The organism is Sporosarcina luteola (assembly GCF_023715245.1).
GTDB lineage: Bacteria > Bacillota > Bacilli > Bacillales_A > Planococcaceae > Sporosarcina > Sporosarcina luteola_C.
Genome location: NZ_JAMBNV010000001.1, coordinates 1,712,635 through 1,736,394 on the forward strand (window position 1 = coordinate 1,712,635; position 23,760 = coordinate 1,736,394).

A 23,760-nucleotide genomic window follows, 5' to 3' on the forward strand; every position below is an offset into this window, starting at 1 on the left:
GATCGTACCACTCGGGCAACGATCTTTCAACTAGTAGGCTGTTGCTCAGAACTTTCTTTTTCCTAGGAAGTCCGCAATTTGCAAAAGTGACTTCTTCGCTTCATTATCCGGCAATGATTCCACTTCCGCGATCGCTTTCCTCAAGTACATATCGCTCACTTGCTGTGATTTCTCTATTGCGCCGGAATTACGGATATAGGCAAGCATTCGGCTCCGCTCATCTTCCGTCAATGAACCATCAAATGAACGGTACAGGAATGGTTGAAATTCGGGTTCATCTTTTATGTATAGTGTAGGCAACGTCAAATGTCCATTTAACAGATCACTGCCGGCAGGCTTGCCGAGTTTTTCATCTGTTGATGTGATATCGAGTATGTCATCTACTATTTGGAAAGCCATTCCCGCAAAATAGCCGAATCGTTTCAGCTTACCGACAACATCCGGGCTTGCATCGGAGACGAGCGCTCCCAATTCACAGCTGGAAGATAGCAATAATGCCGTTTTTCTTTTGATGCGACGCAAATAGTCGCGGAATGTCTGGTCCGTTTTTTGTTGGTATTCAAATTGAATGATTTCACCTTTACAAATCTCCAGCATCGTTTCAGCAAGCAGTTGATGAACAGCAGGCATTTCGATTTCTCCGATAGAGACAAGTGCACGTGAAAAGATGTAGTCGCCGGTGTACATAGCAATCCTGTTATTCCACCTAGCCTTCACCGTCTCAAAGCCTCTGCGGAAATCGGAATTGTCGATGACATCGTCATGAACAAGGGAGGCCATATGGATCAATTCCAAGGATACTGCCACTTTCGCCACATTTTCCATCGAATATTCACCGAACTTGGACGAAAGGATGACAAATATCGGACGTATCCTTTTTCCGCCTGCCCGCAATAGTAGTAGGGAGGCTTGCCGAATGACCGGGGAAGAGGAATCGACGGATCGTTCAAGTTCCTTTTCGATGAATGAAAGATCCTTTCGGAAATCTGCGTAAAGCGACATTAACTTCAATTTCTCCAAGACGATTACCTTCCCCTACATGCAATTATTTGAACGCGATGTGCCCGGCTGCAGCCCCACCGCTATACTTCTTATATGATACTCCATGAAAACCGGCATCTACGAACATTTGGGCAAGTTGCTTTGATCCCGGAAAATCGTCCGCCGATTCTTGGAGCCATGAATACTCTTTGTAGCTCTTCGCAAAAAGCTTTCCAAATATCGGCATTATGTACTTAAAATAAAAGCGGAATAATTGCCGGTAAACTGGGATCTCCGTTTGCGAAGTCTCCAAGCACGCAGCCATGCCGCCCGGCTTCAATACTCGATTCATTTCCTTCAGCACTTGTCCATAATCAGGTACGTTCCGTAGCCCGAATCCAATCGTCACATAGTCGAAGCTATTATCCGGGAATGGCAACTCCATTGCGTTCCCTTGAACTAAATCGACGTTTTTGTAATTGGCAACTTTTGGCCTTCCGGACGCAAGCATGCTTTCACTGAAGTCGAGACCAGTCACTTTTCCATCCGGTCCGACATCCTCGGCCAAGGAAATTGTCCAATCTGCAGTGCCGCAGCAAACATCCAATGCACTGGATCCTTTTTGGACATTCATTCGTTCCATAATATCATTTCGCCATTTTATATGTTGGTTAAAACTTATGACGGAATTCATCTTATCGTAATCAACAGCGATCTTCTCAAAGACGTGATGGACTTTCTCTTCTTTGGACGTCCCCATATGTCTTCCCTTCTTTCTCTAAATAGGCTTGCCTAAGAGCGGTGTTGCAAACCTATGGATTTCCTGTCTTAAAAACGGGCTCAAAAATCCGGCTTCGGTAAGCTGGTTTTGCAACCTCGAAGTTAAAATGGAAATCGCATCTTCTACATCAGTCTTTTTGATCCTATTTCCTGACCACACTTGCTCGACGGTAGGATCTTTCATCAATTTCTTGAAAAACCAGATGAGACCCAATGCCGTTTCAGCGATTTCCGAATATCTAGTTAAGCCATACCTGCTCTGAAAGTCGACGATACATCCAGATTCTATGCTGATCATCGAGTCGATAAGAAACTCAATCCCATCAGAGTCTTCCATTAACAGATTCGTCTTCGTCTCATTAATATGCCCGATCATTTCCGACATGGAAGTGATGAGCCTGAAGTCTGGAAGCGATGACAATAAACGATAGTGGATGCCGCTGAAATGATCTCCAGAGAGGACCATTAGTTGCTGCACCTTTGAAGTTGCGTCCAGGATGTCCACTCTGTCATGCATGTCGAAGGCCGCATGTACAGCGCCCACCGCAATCGCAGATATATTCATCTCAGAGGTCCACTCCTCGTTGTTCAACATAGGTAAGAGGAGGAAAAACGCCTTCGCTTCATCAAGTGGCACCTTCCCAAGATCCCTGTTCAATATGGGCTCTTGTATGGAACGTTCGACTTCGCTTATATAATTTTGAATATATCGATTGATAGTTTGTCTGTCCATCTTCGGTTCTCCATTCAAAGACCATATGAGTAGGGTCCCGTATGTCTATTCTTTTCCATCGCTGTAGACAATACCATGCGCCGAGTGGATTTCGGCTTTGCCACGGATTTTCATGGCGGACGTATGCTCAGTGAACTGGGCAATCATCACTTCCCCACGATCCAACTTTTCGGTGTGATGGAATTTCGTATCATTGCCCCTAGTGAGTCCGATGACATTCACTCCATCTTCTTGCGCCTTGATCATGATAAAATCAGGTTGTGACATGTTCTCATCTCCTGTCATCCATATACATTCCATCATATCATAGAAATGAATTGATCCGCAAAGGCATCAGATCACTTCAGAAGAGACAGAATTTCTGCTCTTTTCACATCATCGTGTTCGTAAATCCCTCGTGCGACAGTCGTTACTGTTTTCGCACCAGGCTTTTTAATCCCTCTCATTGTCATGCACATATGTTCCGCTTCAATAATGACATAGACGCCAATCGGATTTAGCATATCCATCATCGCGTTTGCAACAGTGGATGTAATCCTTTCCTGCAACTGAGGCCGCTTGGCAGTCGTTTCGACAGCCCTTGCCAATTTGCTAAGTCCTGCAACGACTCCGTTGCGCGGTATGTATGCGATATGAGCGTGACCGAAGAACGGGACTAGGTGATGTTCACACATCGAATGGAATGGGATGTCTTTCACAAGCACCACTTCATCATGATTCTCATGGAACACCGTTTCGAAATATTGTTTTGGATCTATATGTAGTCCTTCAAAAACTTCTGCGTACATTTTCGCGACCCTTTTCGGGGTGTCGAGTAAACCTTCCCGTTCGGTGTCCTCACCTATTGCTTCAAGGATCATCGAAACTGCTTTCTCTATCTTACCGAGATCCACTTCTCTCATACAGACTTCCTCCTCATCCCAATCTAATGCTATTCCTTCAAAGATAGTAGCATACTCGCAAAGATACGTACAGTAAGCGGATTATCGATTTAGGAAGCGAATATAAAAGGAGCCCGTCCACGTTTATGTCATAAGACATTGCGGAGGGGCTCCTATGTAAACTTAAAGATTACTTAACAGCATCTTTAAGCGCTTTACCTGCTTTGAAAGCAGGAACTTTGCTTGCTGCGATTTCGATTTCTTCACCTGATTGTGGGTTGCGACCTTTACGGGCAGCACGCTCACGCACCTCGAAGTTACCGAATCCGATCAATTGTACTTTATCACCATTTGCAAGTGTTGATTGGATTGTATCGAATACAGCTTCAACCGCTTTAGTAGCATCTTTTTTCGTCAGACCTGCCGCTTCGGCAACTGAGTTGATCAATTCTGTTTTGTTCACACCATTCACCTCCTCTCAAAGGTTATAGCCTTTGTCCAGCTCCGGGTGGCAGCTGCTCGGGTCGCTTCAGTTTTGAAATAAAGGCAAAAAGCGCCTTTATTTTCAAAACCTCCAGCGCCTGTCACAGCAAAACGCCACCCTCCGCTTTTCTTTGAACACTGTAAAAAGAGTAACATACTAAAAACCGCGACGCAACAATATTAACAACGTTTATACGGCTTTTCCGGATTATTTCAGAAAAAAAATAAAAGATCCGTCAAAAACGGATCTTTTTTCTGAAAAACCGCTATATCACTTGACATGTCAGGCTTTATCCCGCCTTGAGAAGTCGTAATAAACTGAATCACCTAACGTACAATTTCTTGTCTATACGATGAACGTAATCATACCTTTATTTCCATCATTGACCATCTGCTCGATTGTTTCTCTGAGCCTTTTTCTAGCGTTCGGCGGCACGGAGGACGTTTTGAAACGGATGCTCTCCTTCATCACTTCATGTAATGGTGTACCAAAGAGCTGTGTCTGCCAAAGCGCATCTCGATCGTGAAGATAGGCATTCTTTAATTCCTTCAGCAAGTGATGGCTATGGAATTCTGAGCCGATCAACGGCGAGAATTCAGCATCCATATCAATCCGGATGATGTGAAGGGACGGCGCTGCCGCTTTCATGCGCACTCCATAGAAATTATCTTGCTTGATGAGCTCTGGAGGAGATGGCTGAAAATCATCGATTGTTGGCAATGCGACGCCATAACCGGTCTTTTTGGCGGTTTCAATAGCTTCAGCATACATATCATACGATTTTTTCGCTTTGACAGCATCTTTGACAAAAAGAAGCCAATCTTTTTTCGTTTTCATTTCTTGTTGCATGAGGCTTTCGCAAACTTCACGGAATGCCTGCTCATCCATCTCAATATTGACGGTCGCCTTTCCTTTCCCAGCATCTACATCGACAACTTCGGCATTTCTAACGTACTTTTCATCCTTCAGCCGCTCTGCCAGTTCTTGTACTTTTCGGATTTTCGACGCTTCGAGGAATCCTTCATTGATGACATTGTCAATCGCTGCATTCATCTCATGTTCGGACCCGAGCACATCCATCCAGTCCGGCTTTTGCAATTCGATGTCCGTAATCGGGAATTCGTACAAAGCTTCCTTCAGAATTAGTTGGATCTCCTGCGCGTTCAATTGGTCGGCACTGATCGCGATGACAGGTACTCCATGTTTTTCGTGCAGCTTTTCCTTTAGTGCAACTGTTTTTTCATGCGCCGGCATCTTGGAATTCAGGACAATGACAAACGGTTTGCCGATTTCTTTCAGCTTTCCGACAATCTCATCTTCGGCTACCTCCGCGGCAGCTCTTGGAATATTGTTTACTGTCCCATCCGTCGTCACAAGAATCCCGATTGTAGAATGATCCCTAATTACTTTGTCCGTGCCGATGCGTGCAGCTTCCTCGAACGGGATCGGTTCATTATGCCATGGTGTATGGACATATTTCGGACCATCTTCATCCTCATATCCTTTCACTCCGTCAATCACATAACCGACACAGTCCGCAAGTCTAATTTGAAAGGATAGCTCCCCCTCCCCGATCGAGACTTGGGTGCCTTGCGCTGGAACGAATTTCGGTTCAGACGTCATGATGATCGGACCTGGCGAGCTTTGAGGCAATTCGTCCTGTGCCCTTGCCCTATCGCCTGCATCCGTCATATTCGGTATGACGACCTCCTCCATCACCCTTTTGACAAAAGTCGATTTTCCTACACGAACAGGGCCGACCACACCTATATAAATATCCCCGTCCGTTCTTCTAGCCAGATTTTCATATAATTCCTCTTTCATACTAAGCCCTCCTTTTTTCGCGCATATTAGTTTATGTAAATGAAAAACGTTTCATGCTAAAAATGCATGAAACGTTTTGAGAGACTCATATGAAGTTAGTCACTTCTTCAAGAAAACAGGTTCGTTTTTTTCATTCACCGTATACGGCAAGGAATAAGCCGGCAAAATCGGGTAAGAATCGGACAGAAGATAACGGATATCTTCCCCCTCTTTCACGTCAGGCTTTTCCTCCTGAAGAACTCTGTTCAAGTCGATGGAATAATCGACATAAAAATGACCGTCCCCTCCGACCACAATAGGCAGCAAGGCGTCAGAATAGGGGCTTTCAACCTTTAATGGCTCCTTGAACCCCATAGCTGCATAATCAATTTCGTACACATTCTCCCCTACAGGATCTTTGAAGGGAAGCTTTCCATTGATATGCCTTCTAAGATTCAAATCTCGGATTCGCTCGGCAATTCGCAAATCGACTAGCTTAACAGTCGGATTTTCCTCGACATCCATGAGGACATATTGATAAATTCCTCCGGTTTCGTAAGCATTGGAAGGGATTTTTTCAGTGTATGCAGGGACTATCTTGGAAAATTCAATAGGATATTTTATGTACATATCTGTTTCCTGCTCCTTCGTTTTAATCGGGAGCAGTCCTCCGTTGTTTTCCTTGTAAGCATTGACGGCTTTTTGGATCAAATCTAATTGATCTTCATAAGGATTTTCTCTGACAGCCTTATCTTCACCCTTGTACATGCATCCAGATAATAGAAGCAAAGTGGCAACAACGGACAGAAGCAAAACGGATGTTTTTCGCATCATCTTCATCTTCCCCCTCCAGTAGGCCCACTGAACACTAGGTATACCATCGCTAAAAATGAAAATATCAATAACGAATAAGCGATAAGGGCAAAAATGAATTTCAATAATCTATTCGATAGCTTATGTCTGCTTACGTAGATGAGTCCCATGGAGATAGCCATGAAACCCATTGCGTAAAACGACAGCCACATTTTATCCAGTGAGGACAAGTGAATCATCCTTTCGTATCTCAAAACAGCTTATTTGAAATAAATATCTTCTATTTCCTGCTTTTTCATTCGATTCATGAGCTGATCGACAGCTTCCTTCGGCGGGACATTATCGAAGAGGACCGAATATAACGCCTCAGTCAATGGCATCGATACATCGTATCGCTTCGATAGTTGATAGGCTGCCTTTGTAGTACGTACCCCTTCAATGACCATCCCCATGCCCGAGACGACTTCATCCAATGACTTCCCTTGGCCCAATAGATTGCCGGCCTTCCAATTCCGCGAATGGACGCTTGTGCAAGTCACAATCAAGTCGCCAAGACCCGTCAAGCCTGAAAAGGTCAGCGGATTCGCACCCATCTTCACGCCGAGCCTTGTGATCTCTGCCAAACCGCGCGTAATGAGCGCCGCCTTGGCATTATCCCCATAACCGATGCCATCCGTGATTCCGGCTGCTAGGGCAATGACATTTTTCAATGCAGCCCCGAGTTCCACACCAATCAGATCATCGTTTGTGTATACCCGGAAATATTGATTCATGAAAAGGTCCTGCACGTGCTCTGCGGCCTCATTGTCGAAGGAAGCCGCTGTAATCGTCGTCGGATGCCGAAGAACGACCTCCTCTGCGTGGCTTGGGCCGGAAAGTGCAACAATTGCCTTTCGTTTGTCCGGAGACATTTCCTCCTCGATCACTTCGGAGATCCGCTTCAATGTATCCGGCTCGATGCCTTTGGAGACGTGGATGATCAACTTAGATTTGTCGGCAAGCTGATTGATTTCGGCACTTAGAGCCCGAATCGCTTTCGTTGGAACTGCAATGACAATAATATCAGCATGCTGTACGGCCGCTTCCAGATCGGATTTCGCCTTAAGATTTTCAGGCAAGGTAATGCCCGGCAAATACGAAGCATTTGTATGTTTTTCATTAATTTCGGCGCTCTGTTCCGCCCTTCTCGTCCATAGCAGGCAATCATGGCCGTTTTCAGCGAGGACGAATGCGATTGCAGTCCCCCAGCTACCTGCCCCGATCACTGATACTTTTTCCAATACATTCACCTCATTAGTAATTACGAAACTGTATCTGTATTAAGTTCGTCGTCAGCTTCTCGCCCGTGTAATCAGTCGGATCGGCGTCCCTTCAAATCCAAAAGATTCTCTTAGGCGGTTTTGCAGAAATCGTTCATACGAAAAGTGCATCAATTCCGGTTCATTGACAAACACAATGAAGACCGGTGGCTTGACAGCAACTTGGGTCGCATAATAAATGCGCAGTCTGCGACCTTTATCGGACGGGGCAGGATTACGTGCGACAGCATCCTCGATCACTTCATTCAATACGCTTGATTGGATACGCAAAGCGTGATTTTCGCTTATCATTTTTATTTGGTCGAATAATGTCGTGACTCGTTGCTTCGTCTTTGCTGAAACATAGGCAATCGGCGCGTAGTCAAGGAAGAGGAAATTTTTGCGAATATCCTCATTGAAACGATTCATTGTTTTATCGTCCTTTTCGATAGCGTCCCATTTATTCACAACAAACATGACGCCTTTCCCGGCTTCTTCCGCATAACCCGCAATCCGCTTATCCTGTTCACGGATTCCTTCTTCGCCGTTGAGGACAATCAGGACGACATCCGATCGGTCGATTGCTTTTAATGCCCGTAAAACACTGTATTTCTCCATATTCTCATACACTTTACCTTTTTTGCGCATACCTGCAGTATCGATGATCTTGTATTTCTGACCTTCGTACTCATACGGTGTATCGGTTGCATCCGTTGTCGTTCCGGCTACATCGCTGACGATGACACGATCTTCTCCAAGCAATGCGTTTACGAGTGATGATTTACCGACATTCGGTCTTCCAATTAATGAAAAGCGGATAACGTCATCCTCTTCGACTTCTTCCCCTGCTTCGGGAAAGCTTGCTGCAACAGCATCCAGCAAATCACCAAGCCCAAGTCCATGGGATCCGGAAATAGGATATGGATCGCCAAAACCGAGCGAATAAAAATCATAGATCATATCACGCATATCCGGATTATCAACTTTATTCACTGCCAAAACTATCGGCTTCTTAGTTTTATAAAGGATCTTGGCAACATGCTCGTCCGCGTCAGTTACGCCTTCTCGACCATTTGTCAAAAAGATGATGACATCAGCTTCTTCGATGGCAATCTCCGCCTGCATCCGGATCTGTTCCAGGATTGGCTCATCTCCGATGTCAATGCCGCCTGTATCAATCAGATTAAAATCATGCGATAGCCAATCAGCCGAGCTATATATCCGGTCCCTAGTTACCCCGGGTACGTCCTCTACAATCGAAATACGTTCTCCAACGATACGGTTGAAGATTGTCGACTTCCCTACGTTCGGTCTTCCGACAATCGCTACGGTTGGTTTATTCATTAATTAAACACCCTTCCAATATATCTCTTGTGTATTATACAGAACAAAAGCGCAGGGCGCCAGCCTAGTCCCGACAAGCGCTGAAAGACCTGCCGGAAAGGCGCACTTTGCCTTTTCGACAGGTCTGAAGCGACTCGAGGGACTGGCGCCCGGAGTCTAGACGCAAAAAAGATGATGATGCCTATGTAAGCACCATCACCCATACAGTTGCGTTTCATTCGTTTGTTCGATAATTTGTCAAATATCACTCAGTGAATTTCTTCAATTGATCACCGATGACATCACTTAAGGAGAAGCCCGACTCTTCTTTCATTTCATAATCACCGTATGACTCGACCTCTTCCTTCTCAAGAAGGTCTTTAATGCTGAGGGAAAGCCGCCTCTCATCTGCATTCACATCGACAACCTTCACATCGATTTTTTGCCCTTCCTCAAGTACCTCATGAGGGGTTCCGATATGTTGGTGGGAAATCCGGGAAATGTGGACTAGCCCTTCCACGCCTGGGAATACCTCAACGAATGCGCCATACGATACGAGGCGCTTTACAGTGCCTTCCAGGACGGATCCTTTCGGCGCTCTTTCCTCGATGTTTTCCCATGGTCCTGGCAATGTCTCTTTGATGGATAATGAAATACGTTCCGAATCCCTGTCGACCGAGAGGACTTTCACGTTAACTTTCTCCCCTTCTTTCAACACGTCGGACACTTTTTCCACATGCTCATGTGAAAGCTGTGAAATATGGACCAAACCGTCCACACCACCGATGTCAACGAAAGCTCCAAACGAAGCGATGCGTTGTACAGTCCCTTCCAGCACTTGCCCTTCTTTCAGATCTTCAAGGATTTCTTCTTTCTTGCTCGCTTTCTCCTCTTGAAGGACGGCGCGGTGGGAAAGGATAAGACGGTTTTTCTCCTTGTCCATTTCGACAATTTTGAATTCCATCATACGCCCTTTGTAATCTTCGAATGATTCGACGAAATGATCTTCTACAAGGGATGCCGGGATAAAACCACGGACACCAAGATCGACGACAAGGCCGCCTTTCACGACATCCTTCACTTCAGTTTCGATTGTTTCCTGGTTATTGAATTTCTCTTCAAGGGAATCCCATGCGTTTTCCGCATCGACTTTCCGCTTGGAAAGGACATAATTTTCATCTTCCACTTTCGTGATGATCAATTCGAGTTCATCTCCGACTTGTACTGCATCGGAAGCCTTTTCAACGTGGAGACTGGATAGTTCACTGATGGGGATGACACCATCAAAAGGCGCTCCTGTAATTTCGACCAATACGGATTTGTCTTCGATCTTTGTCACTTTACCAGTGACACGGTCACCTTCTTTATATCCGTTCATTTCATCCAAATTCATTTCTTCAGTCATATGTAGTCCTCCTCCATAATGAATCCTATCTCTATATTATTCGAATCGATGCATAAAAACAAAAAATTAACCTTATTAATTTATTTATGCTGTTCCAAAAGGATGCGGATTTCATTCATGATGACTTCTGTCACTTCTTCCGCTGACGCCTTGCTTTCGCGGTAGGGTGTCATATCTATCGGCTTACCATAGACGACCCGCAAAGTACGGAATGGTTTATAAGGTCCTATGATTGCACATGGCATTACAACCGCTTCTCCTTTTAAAGCAAAGAAACCTGCACCCGCAAGCCCTTTTCCTAGTTCTCCGGTTTTGCTTCTTGTCCCTTCCGGAAACATTCCGACTACATGGCCGCCCCGCAATAGTTTCAAAGCCTTCCGGAAAGCTTCACGGTCGCTCATGCCCCGTTTAACCGGAAAGGCGTTCACTTTCGGTAGAATGGTTTTCAAGATCGGAGCATTGAACAGTTCCTCCTTCGCCATGAAGTGAACGGTTCGTGGGCAAGTCATGCCAACGACAGGCGGATCCAGATTATCAATATGGTTCGTACACAAAAGTACTCCGCCTTCAGCAGGGAAATTCTCCGCACCAATCACTTTAACTCGATAAAGAGGATAGAATATCGTACTGACAAGAAATTTTCCAAAAGGATATAGATTCATCGTTCCAGCCTCGCTTCCGCAAGTTCAATCACTTTATCGACTACATCGTCTATGGACATAGAAGTCGTATCGACCAGAATGGCATCCTCCGCCTTCTTCAAAGGTGATACTTCCCGTTCACTGTCAGCACGATCGCGCTTTTCGATATCCTTTTTCAGCTGTTCAAGCGAAGAATGAATCCCGCGCTGCTCATTTTCCTGAAAGCGCCTTTCTGCCCTTTCTTCCACAGAAGCAGTCATGAAGATTTTCAAGTCCGCATTCGGAAGAACTTCCGTACCGATATCGCGCCCATCCATTACAACACCGGAGTCGTTTGCAAGTACCCGTTGCTTTTCCACCATCATTTTCCGGACTGTCGGATGTGAAGCCACTTTGGAAACAGCTCCAGTCACTTGCTGAGACCGGATTACGTCTGAACAATCGACTCCATCGATCCATACAGCTTGACCGCCTTTTTCAGGAATCAGTAATATCTCCGTGTTCATTAGTAAATCAGCCAAATCGTTATCACTATCCATATCTATGTCCGAAAGGATCGCTTTATGCGTCAAAGCGCGGTACATCGCACCTGTGTCAATATACGTGTAATGCAATTTCTGTGCAATCCTTTTTGCAATCGTACTTTTACCCGCTGCTGCAGGTCCATCAATAGCAATGCTAATTCCTTTTAACATATCATCTACCCCCGAATTCAATTCGAAAACATTGTAACACAATCTAGCTTCAGGTGGCAGGTGCTCGGGTCACAAGTTTAAGCTGCTGCGTGGCAAAGAACACCACTCCGCATCTTCTCCTTATGCCTGAGGCCGGCAGGAAGCCGGTCATGCAGTCGTTGCCGCAGGACGCGGCGCATTTAGACTGCGAACCTTTTGCTAACCGCCACCTTCCGCTTTTTAAACAGAAAAGGGAAAAGTCCTGAACAACTAGGACTTTCCCCTGCATAACACTTCACAATTCATTCCTAGCAAGCAATTGTCTCTCAAAGCAGAAGCGAATAATGTTCTGCCTATCAGTCGTGCTGATCTTGGCAAACTCCAGAGAGGCGATAAGGCGGTCATCCTTTTCCCAAACCCGTACCACTTTTGCCTCAGTCCTAATGTATTTAATGTCATCGTTTACATAAGGAAGTGCGATTGTCAACGAAACGAAATCCGTTCCTTCGAATAGATCATCTTGACCGATATTGAGAGCTATTCCTCCTGCGCTGATGTCCTCCGCAACGAACTGCTGGAAAATACCTTCAATAGCAACAGCTACATCAATCACAGTCTCGACTCGAACAAATTCGCGTCTTTGTATTTTAATCAGCTGATCATCCCCGGGATAGGTCAACTTCAACATAGGTATTCCTCTATTTACCCTTCCAGCCACTTCAGTACGGAATGCATAGGACATTTTGTTTTCCACAAAGGAAATGAGTAACTGCGTCCCATCCATAAAGAAGGCTGTCTTACCGGTATCGATATGAGCAGGATAATCGATCAATACAAATCCATCGTTCAAGTCGACTACTTTACTTTTATACTTATCACCGGTTTCGGTGAAATCCTTATCGATCAATACACTCGCACCAATTGAAAGACGCATTGCAACACACCCACCTTTTATAGATACATCTATTATGTCACGGGTAGGTGTAAATTCCAATGTAAAATTTCAGTCCGTTAGAACTATACATGCTATCATTCGAGCTTTTCTGTTTTGATTACTTCGGAAGTTTCAGTATCTACAAGTACATTATACGTTCCAATATGCCCATTCTCGTCACGAGTCACCTTTAAATAGTGTGCAAGCCTTTGTTCCATTCTTTCATTCTCCACGTAAGCAAGTTCATTCTCCATTAGCTGAACATCTTTGTGGAAGTATTGTTTCCAATCCACTTTCTTGATGGACTGTCGATGAAGTTTTTCTTTTTGGATATACTCCATGGCATTTAACCCGATGATATCACCCGTGTCCTTAGCGATTTTTAAATGGATGACATCGGAGAACACTTTTGCCCCATAGAATGGTTCTTCCCTCACGAATACGAAATGCCATGCAGTATTATTTTCCCGTGCTTCTTCATATACAAGGTCTTTATACCCTGCAGCCTTGAGGAATTCTTCCGCATACTTTTTCAAGTCATTAAAAGGAACGGAATTCTTGCCAAATGGTCTTTCCGCCAGATAGGAAAGTACATGTCCACCTTTTTCAGTAATATCGATGTAGCCAATGGATTCCCCATCAGTAAAACGGATGTGATAGAAAGGGTAGGGCGCACCTGGCTTGCTCATGTCCACCCCGACGACATCGTTCGATACTTGCGGAAAGAGCGTCTTGAATCGTTCCACTGCCTCTGCCTGTGTCACTTTAGCCTCGTCAATGTTTTTCAATTCCTTCTTCTTCATGGCATCCGACTCGCTGGCAGTCAAAGGAAAGTCGGCTTCTGTGTATTGTTTAATGCTTGTACCTAGATTGGACCAATCAAAATCAGGATTCGAGGCATTCAGCTTATTATTCCATTCATCCATTGAATATCGACCATTGATGAGCCCTGCTGTAGCAAGCCTCCAATCATCATGCATGACGCCCAAGTTTTTAGAAGCCTGGGACATCACTTGATGATATTCCCCTGGATCGCTTGATGCATCTGCCACTTTGGCATAATTGCCAATTCTCCCCAAATAATTCATCCATGAGGTCGAAAAAGCTGTGTCTAATGGCAATGAAGCGACAGATCGCTTAATATCCGAAGACAGTCTCCAAATATCCTCCCTTGCTTTTTTTGAGCCTTCGGAATGGTTGAAGAGGAGCGTCTGTTTTACAGCAGTATCAAGCTCCTCCATTTTGTCCGAGGCGTCCGCCATTTGCTGGGCATATTGATTACTTAATAAAATCGCCAATTTATTATTCTCAGTTGCCTTCGTAAAGGCGAAAACCGAAACTACGACTAACGCATACGCAAGCACAAATATCATTTTTTTCATAGTCAATGTAAATAGCCCTTCCTGTCAGAGCCATTCGCAATCCACCTTTCACGTAGCCATCAATGGCAAAAGATATGCAAGCCGATTTTCTTAACTTGCGGTCTGGACCAAATCCATTTACTTGTAGCGGTGATTGGATTGAAATAATAGATCGAGTTTTCGGAAGGATCCCATCCGTTCAATGCATCAAGGACCGCTTCTTTCGCCCGTTCATTCGGCGTCAACCAAATTTGTCCGTCAGCCACAGCTGTGAAGGCTAACGGTTGGAAGATGACTCCTGAGACGGTATCTGGAAAATCGGGATGTTCCACTCGGTTCAATATGACGGCTGCAACAGCAACCTGCCCCTCATACGGCTCTCCCCTAGCTTCCCCATAAACGGCATTTGCCATGAGATTCAAGTCTTGTTGTGAGTATTTTGATGGCAAATTCATATTCTCATTGCCGCCGCCGCCTCCGCCTCCGCCTTTCTTCACTTGAGCGGATAGAGGGGTTCCACCGTAATGGGTGAACTGATTTCCTTTCTTTAAATTGTCCATTACAAATTTCTCATCGTACTTGGAAGCTGACGTCAACTTCTTTTTCGTTTGGGAGCCGGCAATACCATCTATCGGCAAACCATATTTGTCTTGGAAATTCCGAAGCGCCCAATAGGTGCCATACCCGAACTTCCCATCGATTTTACCGTTATAGAATCCCGCGTATTGAAGTCTTGCCTGGAGCTCGATTACATCATCTCCTGTAGCCCCTCTTGCAATTTCGCGTGAGCTGAACGCATCGATTTCAATCGGGGAAGTTGCATAAGCCGTTCCAAGCAATAATGCAACAGTCATTATACGTAATAGTAATTTCTTCACATTCATGCCCTCCTTTCTCTCAGTTTGTCCAAACAAATTCTTTTTATTATCCTCACAACATAAAAAAAGATCTGGCTTCTTTAGCCAGACCTTCTAATGACAATCATATGCTATTATCCTTAACTTTCATTTCGTTATCAGCTTTACTCCGGAATTGCTGCATCGCGAAAGTATGGGCGAATTTCACCCGTGTCAATCCGAACCACCAGAGACAGAGCATAAATGGAATGATTAAGTACAATGAGAAATCATTCACTCCCAAGATCCCATTGTATATGAGATGGAGGATGAAGGGTGCGAAGAAGGCGAAGAACAACATGCCTTTACGGTTTGAGACGGTCGTAAACTTCGCCCTACCTAAGTAATACCCCATTACGACACCGAACAGCGCATGGCTTGATACAGGCAAGAGGGCCCTTAGAAAAGCCGTGTCCATACCGAAAATGAATAAATAAAGGATATTTTCGACAGTCGCGAAACCGAGCGACACACTGGCACCATATAGAATTCCATCATATGCGTCTTCGAATTCGACATGCTTAAATATTGCTATTAACAGGATAAGCCATTTAAAGAACTCTTCAATCCAACTCGTAAAAATCGCATTCCTGAAAAAATCATTTGGTATGATGTTCTCCTCTTCGAAAACGTGCTGTATGAACATGATCGGAAAAGTCATCATCGCTCCATATATGAATGTATGAAACAAAGTACGAGAAGGCTCTTTTGCAATCTGCTTCCTCAAATAGAAATAGCTGAAAAGCGCCAAACCTGGCGCTATCGCTACTGTCATCAATATGATCACCAGGTGGCCCCCTTCCCTGCCATTATTGTAAAGCCTTCATTTACGGTCGCTTAAAATCAACTCAATATGTTCTGCAATCAAACCGCCATGCCAACGTCCATTTTCTATGAAAATTTCGTTTGCATTATTCCCTGCAGCAATCACTCCTGCTATATATAAACCTTCCACATTGGACTCCATCGTATTTTCATTGAAAGCAGGTCGGCCGCTCTCCTCGTCGACTTTGATTCCCATCCTTTTCAGAAACTCGTGGTCAGGGTGATAACCGATCATCGCAAAAACAGCATCGTTTTCAATCGTCTTGCGCACGCCATCCGTTTCAAAACTAATGGAATCAGTTGTTATTTCGACAACATTCGAATTAAAGTACATATCAATTTCACCGCTGCGAACCAAACTATCGAAACCAGGTAAGATCCATGGCTTGACGCTAGGTGAATAATCGGATCCCCTATATATGACTGTCACAGCAGCGCCAGCTCGTGCCAATTCGATGGCAGCATCCACTGCTGAGTTTTTGCCGCCTATGACTGCTACTCTTCTCCTATAAAACGGGTGTGCTTCCTTGAAATAATGGTACACTTTCGGTAATGAATCGCCGGGTACGTCCAACGAATTAGGGTTGTCATAATAACCTGTCGCGACGATGACGAACCTCGCATTGTAGGTCGCGACATCTGTTTTCACCGTAAAAAGACCATTTGCTTTCTCGACTGTTTCAACCGTTTCAAAACTATTGACAGAAAGGTCTTTTAGTTCTGCCACTGTCCGGTAATAGACGAGCGCGTCATTCCGTTTGGGTTTTTCTTTCGCAGTAATAAAAGGGATATTTCCAATGGATAACTTAATACTCGAACTGAAAAAAGTTTGATGAGTCGGATAACGATAAATCGAGTTGACGATATTCCCTTTCTCGATTATTAATACGTCCAACCCGATATTCTTCAATTCGATGGCGGCAGATAGACCACACGGCCCTCCACCGATCACAATTGCATCTTTATAAATCAATTTTCATCATTCTCCTTACAATCGTTCGCAACTTGCTTAGTATTCAATATTTTATCGTTATGACATGGCTTTCCGGAGCAGCCCCAAAACGAAGCGGGACTAGAGAGGTGCCATATCCATTACTGATCAGTTTCGCTTTTCCGTCCACTTCGTTGAACTGTCCTAAAGGATGTAATGCAAATCTACCAAATCTGATTTGACCTCCGTGCATATGCCCAGCCACCATCAGCTCGGGTTTGCAAACCTTCTCCACTTTACGGAATAAGGATGGGGTATGAGTCGCGACAATCAAATAATCGTATGAATCTGCATTTTTCAATGCAGCGTCTATGTCCACATTACCGCTTGATGGGTCATCCGTTCCACAAATTCCCCAATGCGGATGACTTTCGATAATCGCGTCCGAATTTTCCAATATTATACCGCCATGCTTTTCAATAATACTTCGTATCTCCAGTTCCCCGACTTCCCGGTCATTATTGCCCCATATGAAAAATAATGGAGCAAGCTGTGAGAGCTGTTTCACATTCCGATCAATGCGTGAAAGAGGGACGCCGCCTTCGGCAAGATCTCCACCTATGATGATGATATCAATCTTTCCAAAAGACTTTACTCTACTCATCAGTTGTCCATCAATCCTTCTTCGGTGAATGTCCGAAATAAAAAAAACGGACAACTCCTTATCACTCAAGCCATCTTTTCGAACGGAAAATGAATGGTGAATGATATTCTTCTGACGTGCATAAATGAACATATATGCAAGAATACCAGAAATCATTCCTGCAAAGCACGCTAAACCAGCCAATACACTTTTCATTTTACACCTGCCATAAAGTGAAACTACAATCAGTGATGTTATCCACTGATTGTGTAGTTGAAACAAACGGGCATTTACTGGCTGTTGATCCCTACCTATCATTTTATTTCTAGCTCCAACCTGAAGCGGTGATCTTACAGCCCGTTAATGCGGGATAAAAAGAAAAAGGCAAAGAGCCGACTTTGCCTTGTCTTCCATTTCTTTAGTGTCCATCAGGGAATAATCAGCTTTTGCCCCGCCATAATATCGTTTGATGAGAGGCCGTTCGCTTTTTTAATTTTATCGATTCCGGAGTCAGATCCGTAGTAATTCATAGAAATCCGGTAAAGCGTTTCATTAGCCGCGACAATATGTGTCCTAGCTTTCGTGTTATCCTCGGTCTTCTTTTCAGTCTTCGGTTTTTCTTCTGCTTTCGGAGCTTCTGTCTGCTTAGGTGTTTCTGTCTGCTTCGGAGTTTCCTTCTCAACTGCCGGTGGATTTACGCTTACAGGCGGTTTAGTGGATTCTTTCTCCGGAACTGCTGCAGTTCCCTTGTCAGCATCCCCAGTCGATTGTTCTTCATCCTTATTTTCCTTATTGGAATCAACACCAACCGATCCAGGACCATCACCTTTTCCAGGTGATGCATTCGTTCCGTACTCTACAGGTGTTTGTAAATTGTCGACCTTAGCGGATCCGCTATCCGACCCAAAGTAGAAATTATAAATGACATAGACAAATATTAAGATCGGAATGAATGTAAAAATGCCTAGGATTAAATTGATCGTCGTATAGCGGGAATTTTTCTTCCTCTTACGTCGTGTGCCATAGCGTTCCGCACGTGACGGCAGGACTACATCATCAGTTCGTTCAATACCGATCTCTCTGCGATGCTCTTCGAATTCAACTTTGTAATCATTATTTTTCATCGACATATTCTCCTATTCAGTGGTGCTCTTCTTTATATTATGACGAATATTGTCGTAAAAGTAAACGGACATCAGAACTGTTATCCAAGTAGATTGGTAATTCTTTCATCCCAACTGACTTTTTTCACAGCACTTTGCTTAGTCGCTTTTGCATAAAGCCAATTTACGTGACCGAGACCGCATATTGAACAACACTCCACAGGCTCGTTCCTACCCGTTTCTCCAAAATACGACAATGCTCGTTGACGGATGCAGATTCCGCCTGTGACAAGTTGAACCATTTGCAGAAGCTGTTCGTTCTTTTCATTGGAAAGCGCATGTAACCTAAGCACAATTTCTTCAAGCGGATAATGATCCATATAATAATCAAGTACCCGTTTGCCTGTCTCTGTCAAACTAGCAAGCTCTGAAGCTGAGCCAGGAGAATGCCCTTCTAAAATCATCCTATGGTAATGGCGTATCTCCTCTTCTCGAGGCATATCCGATTGGATGATAAAACTAGTCGTCTGCTCATCAGTCGGCATATAGAGCAGCGAGGCGGCTGCTGGATGTCCGTCCCTCCCCGCCCTTCCGACTTCTTGGATATACGCAGCTATCGTCGAAGGGAGGTGGTCATGTATGACTTGCCGAACATCGTCTTTATGAACGCCCATTCCGAATGCATTTGTTGCACATATCCATTCTAGGTCGCCGTTTAGGAACTGTTCCTGGATGATGGAACGGTCATCCTGCTCCTTTCCTGCATGATACGATTGTACGGCAATCCCAGCCAGTTGAAGTTCGAACGCCAATTCGTCCGCCCGCTTTCTGGAAGATGCATATATGATTCCCGGACCAACTGTTTGAGCGACCCTGTCCTTGATCCACTCTGTTTTCTCAAGCGATGAGTTCACTTCCACTATTGAATAGGAGATATTCGGCCGATCCAAGGAATGTCTTTGGACAATCGGTTTTTCCATTTGCAGATATTGCTGGATATCGTTCAATACTTTTTCATCCGCCGTAGCGGTTAATGCCAATAGAGGAGGACGCCCCTTCAGTTTCAGGAAATCACCTATCCGTAAATAATCCGGCCTGAAATCAAACCCCCATTGGGAAATGCAGTGAGCTTCATCTACGACAACGAGCGAAATCCGTATCCGGTTCAATTGATGGCCAAATGACTCCTGTGACAGCATCTCCGGAGAAATGAAGATGAATTTGTAGTTTTGAAGCTGCCCAAGAATCCTCTGCCGCTCACTATATGGCAAAAAGGAATTCAACGCGATGACCCTCTTTTCACCGCTCTGCCGCATTCGCATCGCTTGGTCTTCCATCAAGGAAACCAGCGGGGAAATGATTATAACTGATCCATCCATCACAGAACCTGGCAGCTGATAGCAAAGCGACTTACCCATTCCGGTCGGTAAAATGGCAATTGTATCCCGCTTGTCCAATAGATGACGAATCACTTCTTCTTGCCCAGGCCGGAAATTCTCATATCCGAATCGATCCAGCAGAATTCTTTTCAAATCCATCTACTCCACTTCCTTATAAGCAGTCAAAATAAGCCTCAGCTCAAAATAGGATAATGTTTCAAACTCATCTTTCAATAGCTTAAGGCGCTTCGTTCCCAGCTCTAGCGATTTTGAAACGACAGCATGGATGAGCTCTTCCGATACGAAGTGAGTAACCGGGAATCGTTTATCATTCATCGCCATCTCAATGATATGGTCTTCAATTGTACTCATCTTCAATTTTCGAATCGAAGCGATACTTGCCATTGAATGTCCTTGGTCAAAAAGCCTTTTCGTATGCATCGCCGAATCAGTCAAATAGGAATGCACCTTTATACCGAAAGCGATTTTGTTTAGAAAAGAAAATTCATCCGAGTCTTCTACGATTGGCAAAAGTCTATGCAGGCTTTCAATGAACTGCAGACGCAAGGCTTCAGTGCCCATCTCCAATTCAGAACTCAATTGATCCCATGTCTTCGCCGTTTCGGTTTTGCCAGTCAACCGGCAAACGAATATGTATTTCTGGATATCGCTCATTCCACTTTTCAAAACTGCCTTTTTCAACTCGTCGCCTATTTGCTTGGCAAATCCGGGATCGATAATTGGTTGGCGTTCAAGAAATCTTTTAACGAAAATCTGGATATCCCGATCTTTTTGAATCGGATTGAATGAGAATTCCCCTTTCCGCACGTAGGATAGGGTTTGGACCAGTAAAGCAATTCTGCCAAAGAATATCATTTCACGTCCTCGATAGTCCCATCCTCTGAAATGAAAGTCGGGCAAATCTTTAATGCTTTTACTCCCTTCTTCAGTCAGTTTAATGAATTTCTCGTCTTGGATAATTAATCCCGAGTCGAGTAATTTGTCAATTGCTTTTGTGTAAGTCGTTTCTTCCAATTTCGGAAGAATGGCGAAGAAAGGCTTGACATTAAAATATTCCACGTCTGTCAATGTTTGGCCTGATTTTTTTCCGCGTAATAGATGGAGTCCGGCATTTAAAGTCCGTTGGCCATTCATTTTACTTATGACAAATAGAAGAATGGAAGACAAATTCATGGTTGGCCCCCCTTAAAATTAATGTTTTATTGTTGAAAACAAATGAAAACAGCTTTAGAATGGTAAGGGAACTAAATAGATAGTGCGGAGAAAAGAGGAGAGAACGTCAATGTCTACTAGCAAAAAATACACCATCGTTGACCAAGATACATGTATTGCATGTGGTGCTTGTGGCGCTGCTGCACCTGACATCTATGATTATGACGATGAGGGGATTGCCTACGTTATTCTTGATGATAACACGGGCGTTACAGAAGTTCCAGAAGAACTATTGGAAGATATGGAAGACGCTTTTGACGGTTGTCCGACGGATTCGATCAAAGTCGCTGATGCACCGTTCGACGGCGATCCGTTAAAATATGAAGACTGATTCAAAAGCGGAGGGCGGCGTTTAGCCAATCGAACAGCGAAGGGTTCGATTTGCCGTATTTCTGCGCCCTATGCAGAAATTAAGGCATCATAACGGGTGCTCGTAACTGCTTTCACTGGTGGCCTTGAAAAAAAGGCGCTCTTTGCCTTTTCTTTCAAGGTCGAAGTGACCCGAGTGGCTGCCGCCCGGAGCTGGATGATAACAAGAGCGTAGGTCGAAGTGACCGAGAGGCTGCCCGGAATAAATTCCGGACAGCCTTTTGTTCTTGGAACCGGATTCACCCTTCAGGCGGACGCTTTCCGCGGGCATGGCTTCAGCCAATCGAACCACGAAGAGTTCGATTTGCCGTATTTCCGCGGTTTGTGCAGAAATTAAGGCATCCCTTACTTGTGCTCGCAACACTACGCTTTTGCTCGCAAAAGCCGTTCTTCGTTACGGCTTTCGTTGCGGGGTCTTCAGCTCATGCTATTCCCGCTGGAGTCGCCGCCTTCCGCTACAATCCTTGGTTATCCACATTAAATAGAACTATAAATATTCTTATTCATTTACACGTAATTCTTTAAGGAGCCCATTGTCACCTCCGTATTCAAACTTACCGATTTTCCCTTCTTCTTTTGTGGAGATGAGAACCACACCTGATACATTAGCCGTTTTTTCATTATCTCCGTCTTTTGTATAGCCCACTGTCGCTGTGAATGTGTAACGGTTTGAAGCATTCTCTGACTTCTCAATGACGACTTTTTTCAAGTTTAATTTATGACCTGACATGTGAGCACTAGACGGGTAGTGAATTCCGTACATCCTAAGAAATGTACCGAGATAGAACTCTGTAAAATAAGGTCCGTATACTTCTGCCACATACTTATCAAATTCCTCATTTACTTCTATACCATCCACGACAGTCTTATATTTAGGGTCTTGTAGCAACTTCATCAATGTCTCATCTGGACCATTGAATTGGAGTTTAAGGACACTTTTGATAACGTCTACATTCGAGTCTTCTGCATCAGCTTTTGAACAGGCACCCAGTAATGCTCCAGAAAGTAGTAACACCAAACTTAGAAACAATAAATTAATGGTTTTTCTCTTCTTATTCCCCACAACAATCCCTCCTCTCACCTTTATTTACGTATTTTATTACAAAGAGTTTCAACTATTTTAACAATGAGAGATAGGTTTGTACTCCCTTCCTCCTTCTCAATAATACCTCTTGTTGGACTTGCCCCATCGTTGTGCCTAGTTTTGGCTCACCGCCCCCTGGAAAGCGTCCGTCTAGAACGGAAATTCACAGGATTAAAAAACGAGTATATGAACAATTATCTGTTCACATACTCGCATAGTTTATATTTATTACATCGTCAACTGACGGTTTTGTTGGTCAATCCATTTGCTCATGCTCTTATACAACAACAATGAAATGACCATCAGCATGATGCCTTTTATCAAGTTGAATGGAAGAATCCCTAGTACAATCACATTGAACATAGCATCGCCCGTATAGGCAGGCATATTCATGAAGTATACATACATCGGCAGGAATACGAAATAATTCAATGCGCTCATTCCGACAGCCATGGAAACCGTGCCGGCAAACAAGCCAGCAGTCAGGCCTTTTGTCGAACGGATTTTCTTAAAGATTAAATAGATCGGCATAATGAATAGGACGCCTGTTGCAAAGTTCGCAATCTCTCCTACTGGAACACCAGTCGGGCTTCCTGATAAAAACCAATGCAATACGTTCTTTAGCAGTTCTACAGCGATTCCTGCGACCGGTCCCATTGTCATGATTGCTAAGACGGCCGGAATTTCACTGAAATCAATTTTCAGGAATGCAGGCAATGCAGGCAGCGGGAAATTCAACTGCATCAATACCGTTGAAATACTTCCCAGTATTGCAATTAGAATCATCCTTCGTAATTTCTTGTTGTTCATGTTAACCCTCTCTCCTTTTGCGATTCACTTCAAAAGAGGAAAGGTCTGACCGCTATTTGTTAATTGTCCAAATTAAAATCCCTAAAGCAAATAAGCTTTAGGGAGAGTTTAAAAGGCATCACTAAATAAGGGTATGCGTGAAAGGCGGTTTCCTTTTGCACGTTCCCATACTTAAATAAGCACCCTTTTTGTGGACAACACAAAAAGACGGCTGCACCTTCACCTTCTCCCATCCAGACTATACTGTCGGCTCCGGAATCACACCGGTATCAGCTGTTAAGCTCGCGGGCTAAGAAGTGGAACTTCCATTACCGCCGGTCGGGAATTACACCCTGCCCCGAAGATGAATCAATATTATGTTACAAATCTATTGTAC

26 protein-coding genes and 1 riboswitch are annotated in these 23,760 nt (G+C 44.3%); of the genes, 1 reads left to right on the plus strand and 25 read right to left on the minus strand.

The genetic code is table 11. The annotated features are described in order from the left end of the window. Nucleotides 1-45 precede the first annotated feature (45 nt). The 23 genes from M3152_RS08160 to M3152_RS08270 form a co-directional block, all read right to left on the minus strand. Complete coding sequence (locus tag M3152_RS08160) at nucleotides 46-1,020, minus strand: polyprenyl synthetase family protein (RefSeq protein WP_251694656.1); 975 nt, start codon at nucleotides 1,018-1,020, stop codon at nucleotides 46-48. Between the two features lie 25 nt (nucleotides 1,021-1,045). Then, a complete protein-coding gene (locus M3152_RS08165; RefSeq protein ID WP_251694657.1) occupies nucleotides 1,046-1,741 on the minus strand; it encodes a demethylmenaquinone methyltransferase in 696 nt (231 codons plus the stop codon). A gap of 18 nt (nucleotides 1,742-1,759) precedes the next feature. After that, nucleotides 1,760-2,494 carry a heptaprenyl diphosphate synthase component 1 gene (locus M3152_RS08170; RefSeq protein ID WP_251694658.1) on the minus strand — a complete coding sequence of 245 codons (735 nt, stop codon included), beginning with the start codon at nucleotides 2,492-2,494 and terminating at the stop codon, nucleotides 1,760-1,762. A gap of 45 nt (nucleotides 2,495-2,539) precedes the next feature. After that, nucleotides 2,540-2,761: a trp RNA-binding attenuation protein MtrB gene (mtrB, locus tag M3152_RS08175; protein WP_060205214.1), complete on the minus strand. Its 222-nt coding sequence runs from the start codon at nucleotides 2,759-2,761 to the stop codon at nucleotides 2,540-2,542. A 71-nt stretch (nucleotides 2,762-2,832) separates the two neighbouring features. Continuing rightward, nucleotides 2,833-3,396: a GTP cyclohydrolase I FolE gene (gene folE, locus M3152_RS08180; protein ID WP_251694659.1), complete on the minus strand. Its 564-nt coding sequence runs from the start codon at nucleotides 3,394-3,396 to the stop codon at nucleotides 2,833-2,835. 169 nt (nucleotides 3,397-3,565) lie between these two features. Continuing rightward, nucleotides 3,566-3,838 (minus strand): HU family DNA-binding protein, encoded by a 273-nt coding sequence (locus M3152_RS08185; protein ID WP_037561579.1) that lies wholly within the window; start codon nucleotides 3,836-3,838, stop codon nucleotides 3,566-3,568. Nucleotides 3,839-4,204: 366 nt separating this feature from the next. Continuing rightward, nucleotides 4,205-5,683, minus strand: coding sequence for a stage IV sporulation protein A (gene spoIVA / locus M3152_RS08190; protein WP_251694660.1), 1,479 nt, complete (start codon nucleotides 5,681-5,683; stop codon nucleotides 4,205-4,207). A gap of 99 nt (nucleotides 5,684-5,782) precedes the next feature. Then, nucleotides 5,783-6,496: a hypothetical protein gene (locus M3152_RS08195; RefSeq protein WP_316044261.1), complete on the minus strand. Its 714-nt coding sequence runs from the start codon at nucleotides 6,494-6,496 to the stop codon at nucleotides 5,783-5,785. A 2-nt stretch (nucleotides 6,497-6,498) separates the two neighbouring features. Further along, the gene (locus tag M3152_RS08200; protein WP_435368138.1) at nucleotides 6,499-6,714 is read right to left on the minus strand and encodes a DUF2768 domain-containing protein; all 216 of its coding nucleotides are present in this window, start codon (nucleotides 6,712-6,714) and stop codon (nucleotides 6,499-6,501) included. Nucleotides 6,715-6,735: 21 nt separating this feature from the next. Continuing rightward, entirely contained in the window at nucleotides 6,736-7,755 is a 1,020-nt protein-coding gene (locus tag M3152_RS08205) for an NAD(P)H-dependent glycerol-3-phosphate dehydrogenase (protein WP_251694662.1), read from the minus strand. 51 nt (nucleotides 7,756-7,806) lie between these two features. Beyond that, entirely contained in the window at nucleotides 7,807-9,117 is a 1,311-nt protein-coding gene (gene der / locus M3152_RS08210) for a ribosome biogenesis GTPase Der (protein ID WP_251694663.1), read from the minus strand. Nucleotides 9,118-9,361: 244 nt separating this feature from the next. Then, entirely contained in the window at nucleotides 9,362-10,501 is a 1,140-nt protein-coding gene (rpsA, locus tag M3152_RS08215) for a 30S ribosomal protein S1 (RefSeq protein ID WP_251694664.1), read from the minus strand. An 80-nt stretch (nucleotides 10,502-10,581) separates the two neighbouring features. Then, nucleotides 10,582-11,163 (minus strand): lysophospholipid acyltransferase family protein, encoded by a 582-nt coding sequence (locus tag M3152_RS08220; RefSeq protein WP_251694665.1) that lies wholly within the window; start codon nucleotides 11,161-11,163, stop codon nucleotides 10,582-10,584. Next, complete coding sequence (gene cmk, locus M3152_RS08225) at nucleotides 11,160-11,837, minus strand: (d)CMP kinase (RefSeq protein ID WP_251694666.1); 678 nt, start codon at nucleotides 11,835-11,837, stop codon at nucleotides 11,160-11,162. Before cmk ends, M3152_RS08220 begins: the two co-directional genes overlap by 4 nt. A 274-nt stretch (nucleotides 11,838-12,111) precedes the next feature. Further along, entirely contained in the window at nucleotides 12,112-12,750 is a 639-nt protein-coding gene (locus tag M3152_RS08230) for a flagellar brake protein (RefSeq protein WP_251694667.1), read from the minus strand. 95 nt (nucleotides 12,751-12,845) lie between these two features. Then, complete coding sequence (locus tag M3152_RS08235; protein ID WP_251695288.1) at nucleotides 12,846-14,132, minus strand: PepSY1/2 domain-containing protein; 1,287 nt, start codon at nucleotides 14,130-14,132, stop codon at nucleotides 12,846-12,848. A 59-nt stretch (nucleotides 14,133-14,191) separates the two neighbouring features. Beyond that, nucleotides 14,192-14,965 carry a spore cortex-lytic enzyme gene (gene sleB / locus M3152_RS08240; RefSeq protein ID WP_251695289.1) on the minus strand — a complete coding sequence of 258 codons (774 nt, stop codon included), beginning with the start codon at nucleotides 14,963-14,965 and terminating at the stop codon, nucleotides 14,192-14,194. 127 nt (nucleotides 14,966-15,092) lie between these two features. Further along, a complete protein-coding gene (gene prsW, locus M3152_RS08245; RefSeq protein WP_251694668.1) occupies nucleotides 15,093-15,794 on the minus strand; it encodes a glutamic-type intramembrane protease PrsW in 702 nt (233 codons plus the stop codon). A 36-nt stretch (nucleotides 15,795-15,830) separates the two neighbouring features. Further along, complete coding sequence (locus M3152_RS08250; protein WP_251694669.1) at nucleotides 15,831-16,805, minus strand: YpdA family putative bacillithiol disulfide reductase; 975 nt, start codon at nucleotides 16,803-16,805, stop codon at nucleotides 15,831-15,833. 43 nt (nucleotides 16,806-16,848) lie between these two features. Next, complete coding sequence (locus tag M3152_RS08255) at nucleotides 16,849-17,622, minus strand: metallophosphoesterase (RefSeq protein ID WP_251694670.1); 774 nt, start codon at nucleotides 17,620-17,622, stop codon at nucleotides 16,849-16,851. Nucleotides 17,623-17,834: 212 nt separating this feature from the next. Beyond that, nucleotides 17,835-18,530 carry a LysM peptidoglycan-binding domain-containing protein gene (locus M3152_RS08260; RefSeq protein WP_251694671.1) on the minus strand — a complete coding sequence of 232 codons (696 nt, stop codon included), beginning with the start codon at nucleotides 18,528-18,530 and terminating at the stop codon, nucleotides 17,835-17,837. Between the two features lie 80 nt (nucleotides 18,531-18,610). Next, a complete protein-coding gene (locus M3152_RS08265; protein WP_251694672.1) occupies nucleotides 18,611-20,047 on the minus strand; it encodes a RecQ family ATP-dependent DNA helicase in 1,437 nt (478 codons plus the stop codon). Continuing rightward, nucleotides 20,048-21,082 carry a helix-turn-helix domain-containing protein gene (locus tag M3152_RS08270; RefSeq protein ID WP_251694673.1) on the minus strand — a complete coding sequence of 345 codons (1,035 nt, stop codon included), beginning with the start codon at nucleotides 21,080-21,082 and terminating at the stop codon, nucleotides 20,048-20,050. A 109-nt stretch (nucleotides 21,083-21,191) separates the two neighbouring features. Here M3152_RS08270 and M3152_RS08275 point away from each other — a divergent pair, with 109 nt between their 5' ends. Continuing rightward, a complete protein-coding gene (locus M3152_RS08275) occupies nucleotides 21,192-21,452 on the plus strand; it encodes a ferredoxin (protein WP_251694674.1) in 261 nt (86 codons plus the stop codon). Between the two features lie 537 nt (nucleotides 21,453-21,989). Here the strand turns inward: M3152_RS08275 and M3152_RS08280 are convergent. Then, nucleotides 21,990-22,553, minus strand: coding sequence for a hypothetical protein (locus M3152_RS08280; protein ID WP_251694675.1), 564 nt, complete (start codon nucleotides 22,551-22,553; stop codon nucleotides 21,990-21,992). Nucleotides 22,554-22,802: 249 nt separating this feature from the next. Then, nucleotides 22,803-23,384: an ECF transporter S component gene (locus M3152_RS08285; protein ID WP_251694676.1), complete on the minus strand. Its 582-nt coding sequence runs from the start codon at nucleotides 23,382-23,384 to the stop codon at nucleotides 22,803-22,805. Nucleotides 23,385-23,601: 217 nt separating this feature from the next. Further along, nucleotides 23,602-23,733, minus strand: a riboswitch (FMN riboswitch). Nucleotides 23,734-23,760: the final 27 nt, after the last annotated feature.

Coding starts and splice junctions, on each gene's coding strand:
- M3152_RS08165 (WP_251694657.1), bottom strand. CDS start 1,741: ATGGGGACGTCCAAAGAAGAGAAAGTCCATCACGTCTTTGAGAAGATC.
- M3152_RS08170 (WP_251694658.1), bottom strand. CDS start 2,494: ATGGACAGACAAACTATCAATCGATATATTCAAAATTATATAAGCGAA.
- mtrB (WP_060205214.1), bottom strand. CDS start 2,761: ATGTCACAACCTGATTTTATCATGATCAAGGCGCAAGAAGATGGAGTG.
- folE (WP_251694659.1), bottom strand. CDS start 3,396: ATGAGAGAAGTGGATCTCGGTAAGATAGAGAAAGCAGTTTCGATGATC.
- spoIVA (WP_251694660.1), bottom strand. CDS start 5,683: ATGAAAGAGGAATTATATGAAAATCTGGCTAGAAGAACGGACGGGGAT.
- M3152_RS08195 (WP_316044261.1), bottom strand. CDS start 6,496: ATGATGCGAAAAACATCCGTTTTGCTTCTGTCCGTTGTTGCCACTTTG.
- M3152_RS08200 (WP_435368138.1), bottom strand. CDS start 6,714: ATGATTCACTTGTCCTCACTGGATAAAATGTGGCTGTCGTTTTACGCA.
- der (WP_251694663.1), bottom strand. CDS start 9,117: ATGAATAAACCAACCGTAGCGATTGTCGGAAGACCGAACGTAGGGAAG.
- rpsA (WP_251694664.1), bottom strand. CDS start 10,501: ATGACTGAAGAAATGAATTTGGATGAAATGAACGGATATAAAGAAGGT.
- M3152_RS08220 (WP_251694665.1), bottom strand. CDS start 11,163: ATGAATCTATATCCTTTTGGAAAATTTCTTGTCAGTACGATATTCTAT.
- cmk (WP_251694666.1), bottom strand. CDS start 11,837: ATGTTAAAAGGAATTAGCATTGCTATTGATGGACCTGCAGCAGCGGGT.
- M3152_RS08230 (WP_251694667.1), bottom strand. CDS start 12,750: ATGCGTCTTTCAATTGGTGCGAGTGTATTGATCGATAAGGATTTCACC.
- M3152_RS08235 (WP_251695288.1), bottom strand. CDS start 14,132: ATGAAAAAAATGATATTTGTGCTTGCGTATGCGTTAGTCGTAGTTTCG.
- sleB (WP_251695289.1), bottom strand. CDS start 14,965: ATGACTGTTGCATTATTGCTTGGAACGGCTTATGCAACTTCCCCGATT.
- M3152_RS08255 (WP_251694670.1), bottom strand. CDS start 17,622: ATGAAAAGTGTATTGGCTGGTTTAGCGTGCTTTGCAGGAATGATTTCT.
- M3152_RS08260 (WP_251694671.1), bottom strand. CDS start 18,530: ATGAAAAATAATGATTACAAAGTTGAATTCGAAGAGCATCGCAGAGAG.
- M3152_RS08265 (WP_251694672.1), bottom strand. CDS start 20,047: ATGGATTTGAAAAGAATTCTGCTGGATCGATTCGGATATGAGAATTTC.
- M3152_RS08270 (WP_251694673.1), bottom strand. CDS start 21,082: ATGAATTTGTCTTCCATTCTTCTATTTGTCATAAGTAAAATGAATGGC.
- M3152_RS08275 (WP_251694674.1), top strand. CDS start 21,192: ATGTCTACTAGCAAAAAATACACCATCGTTGACCAAGATACATGTATT.
- M3152_RS08285 (WP_251694676.1), bottom strand. CDS start 23,384: ATGAACAACAAGAAATTACGAAGGATGATTCTAATTGCAATACTGGGA.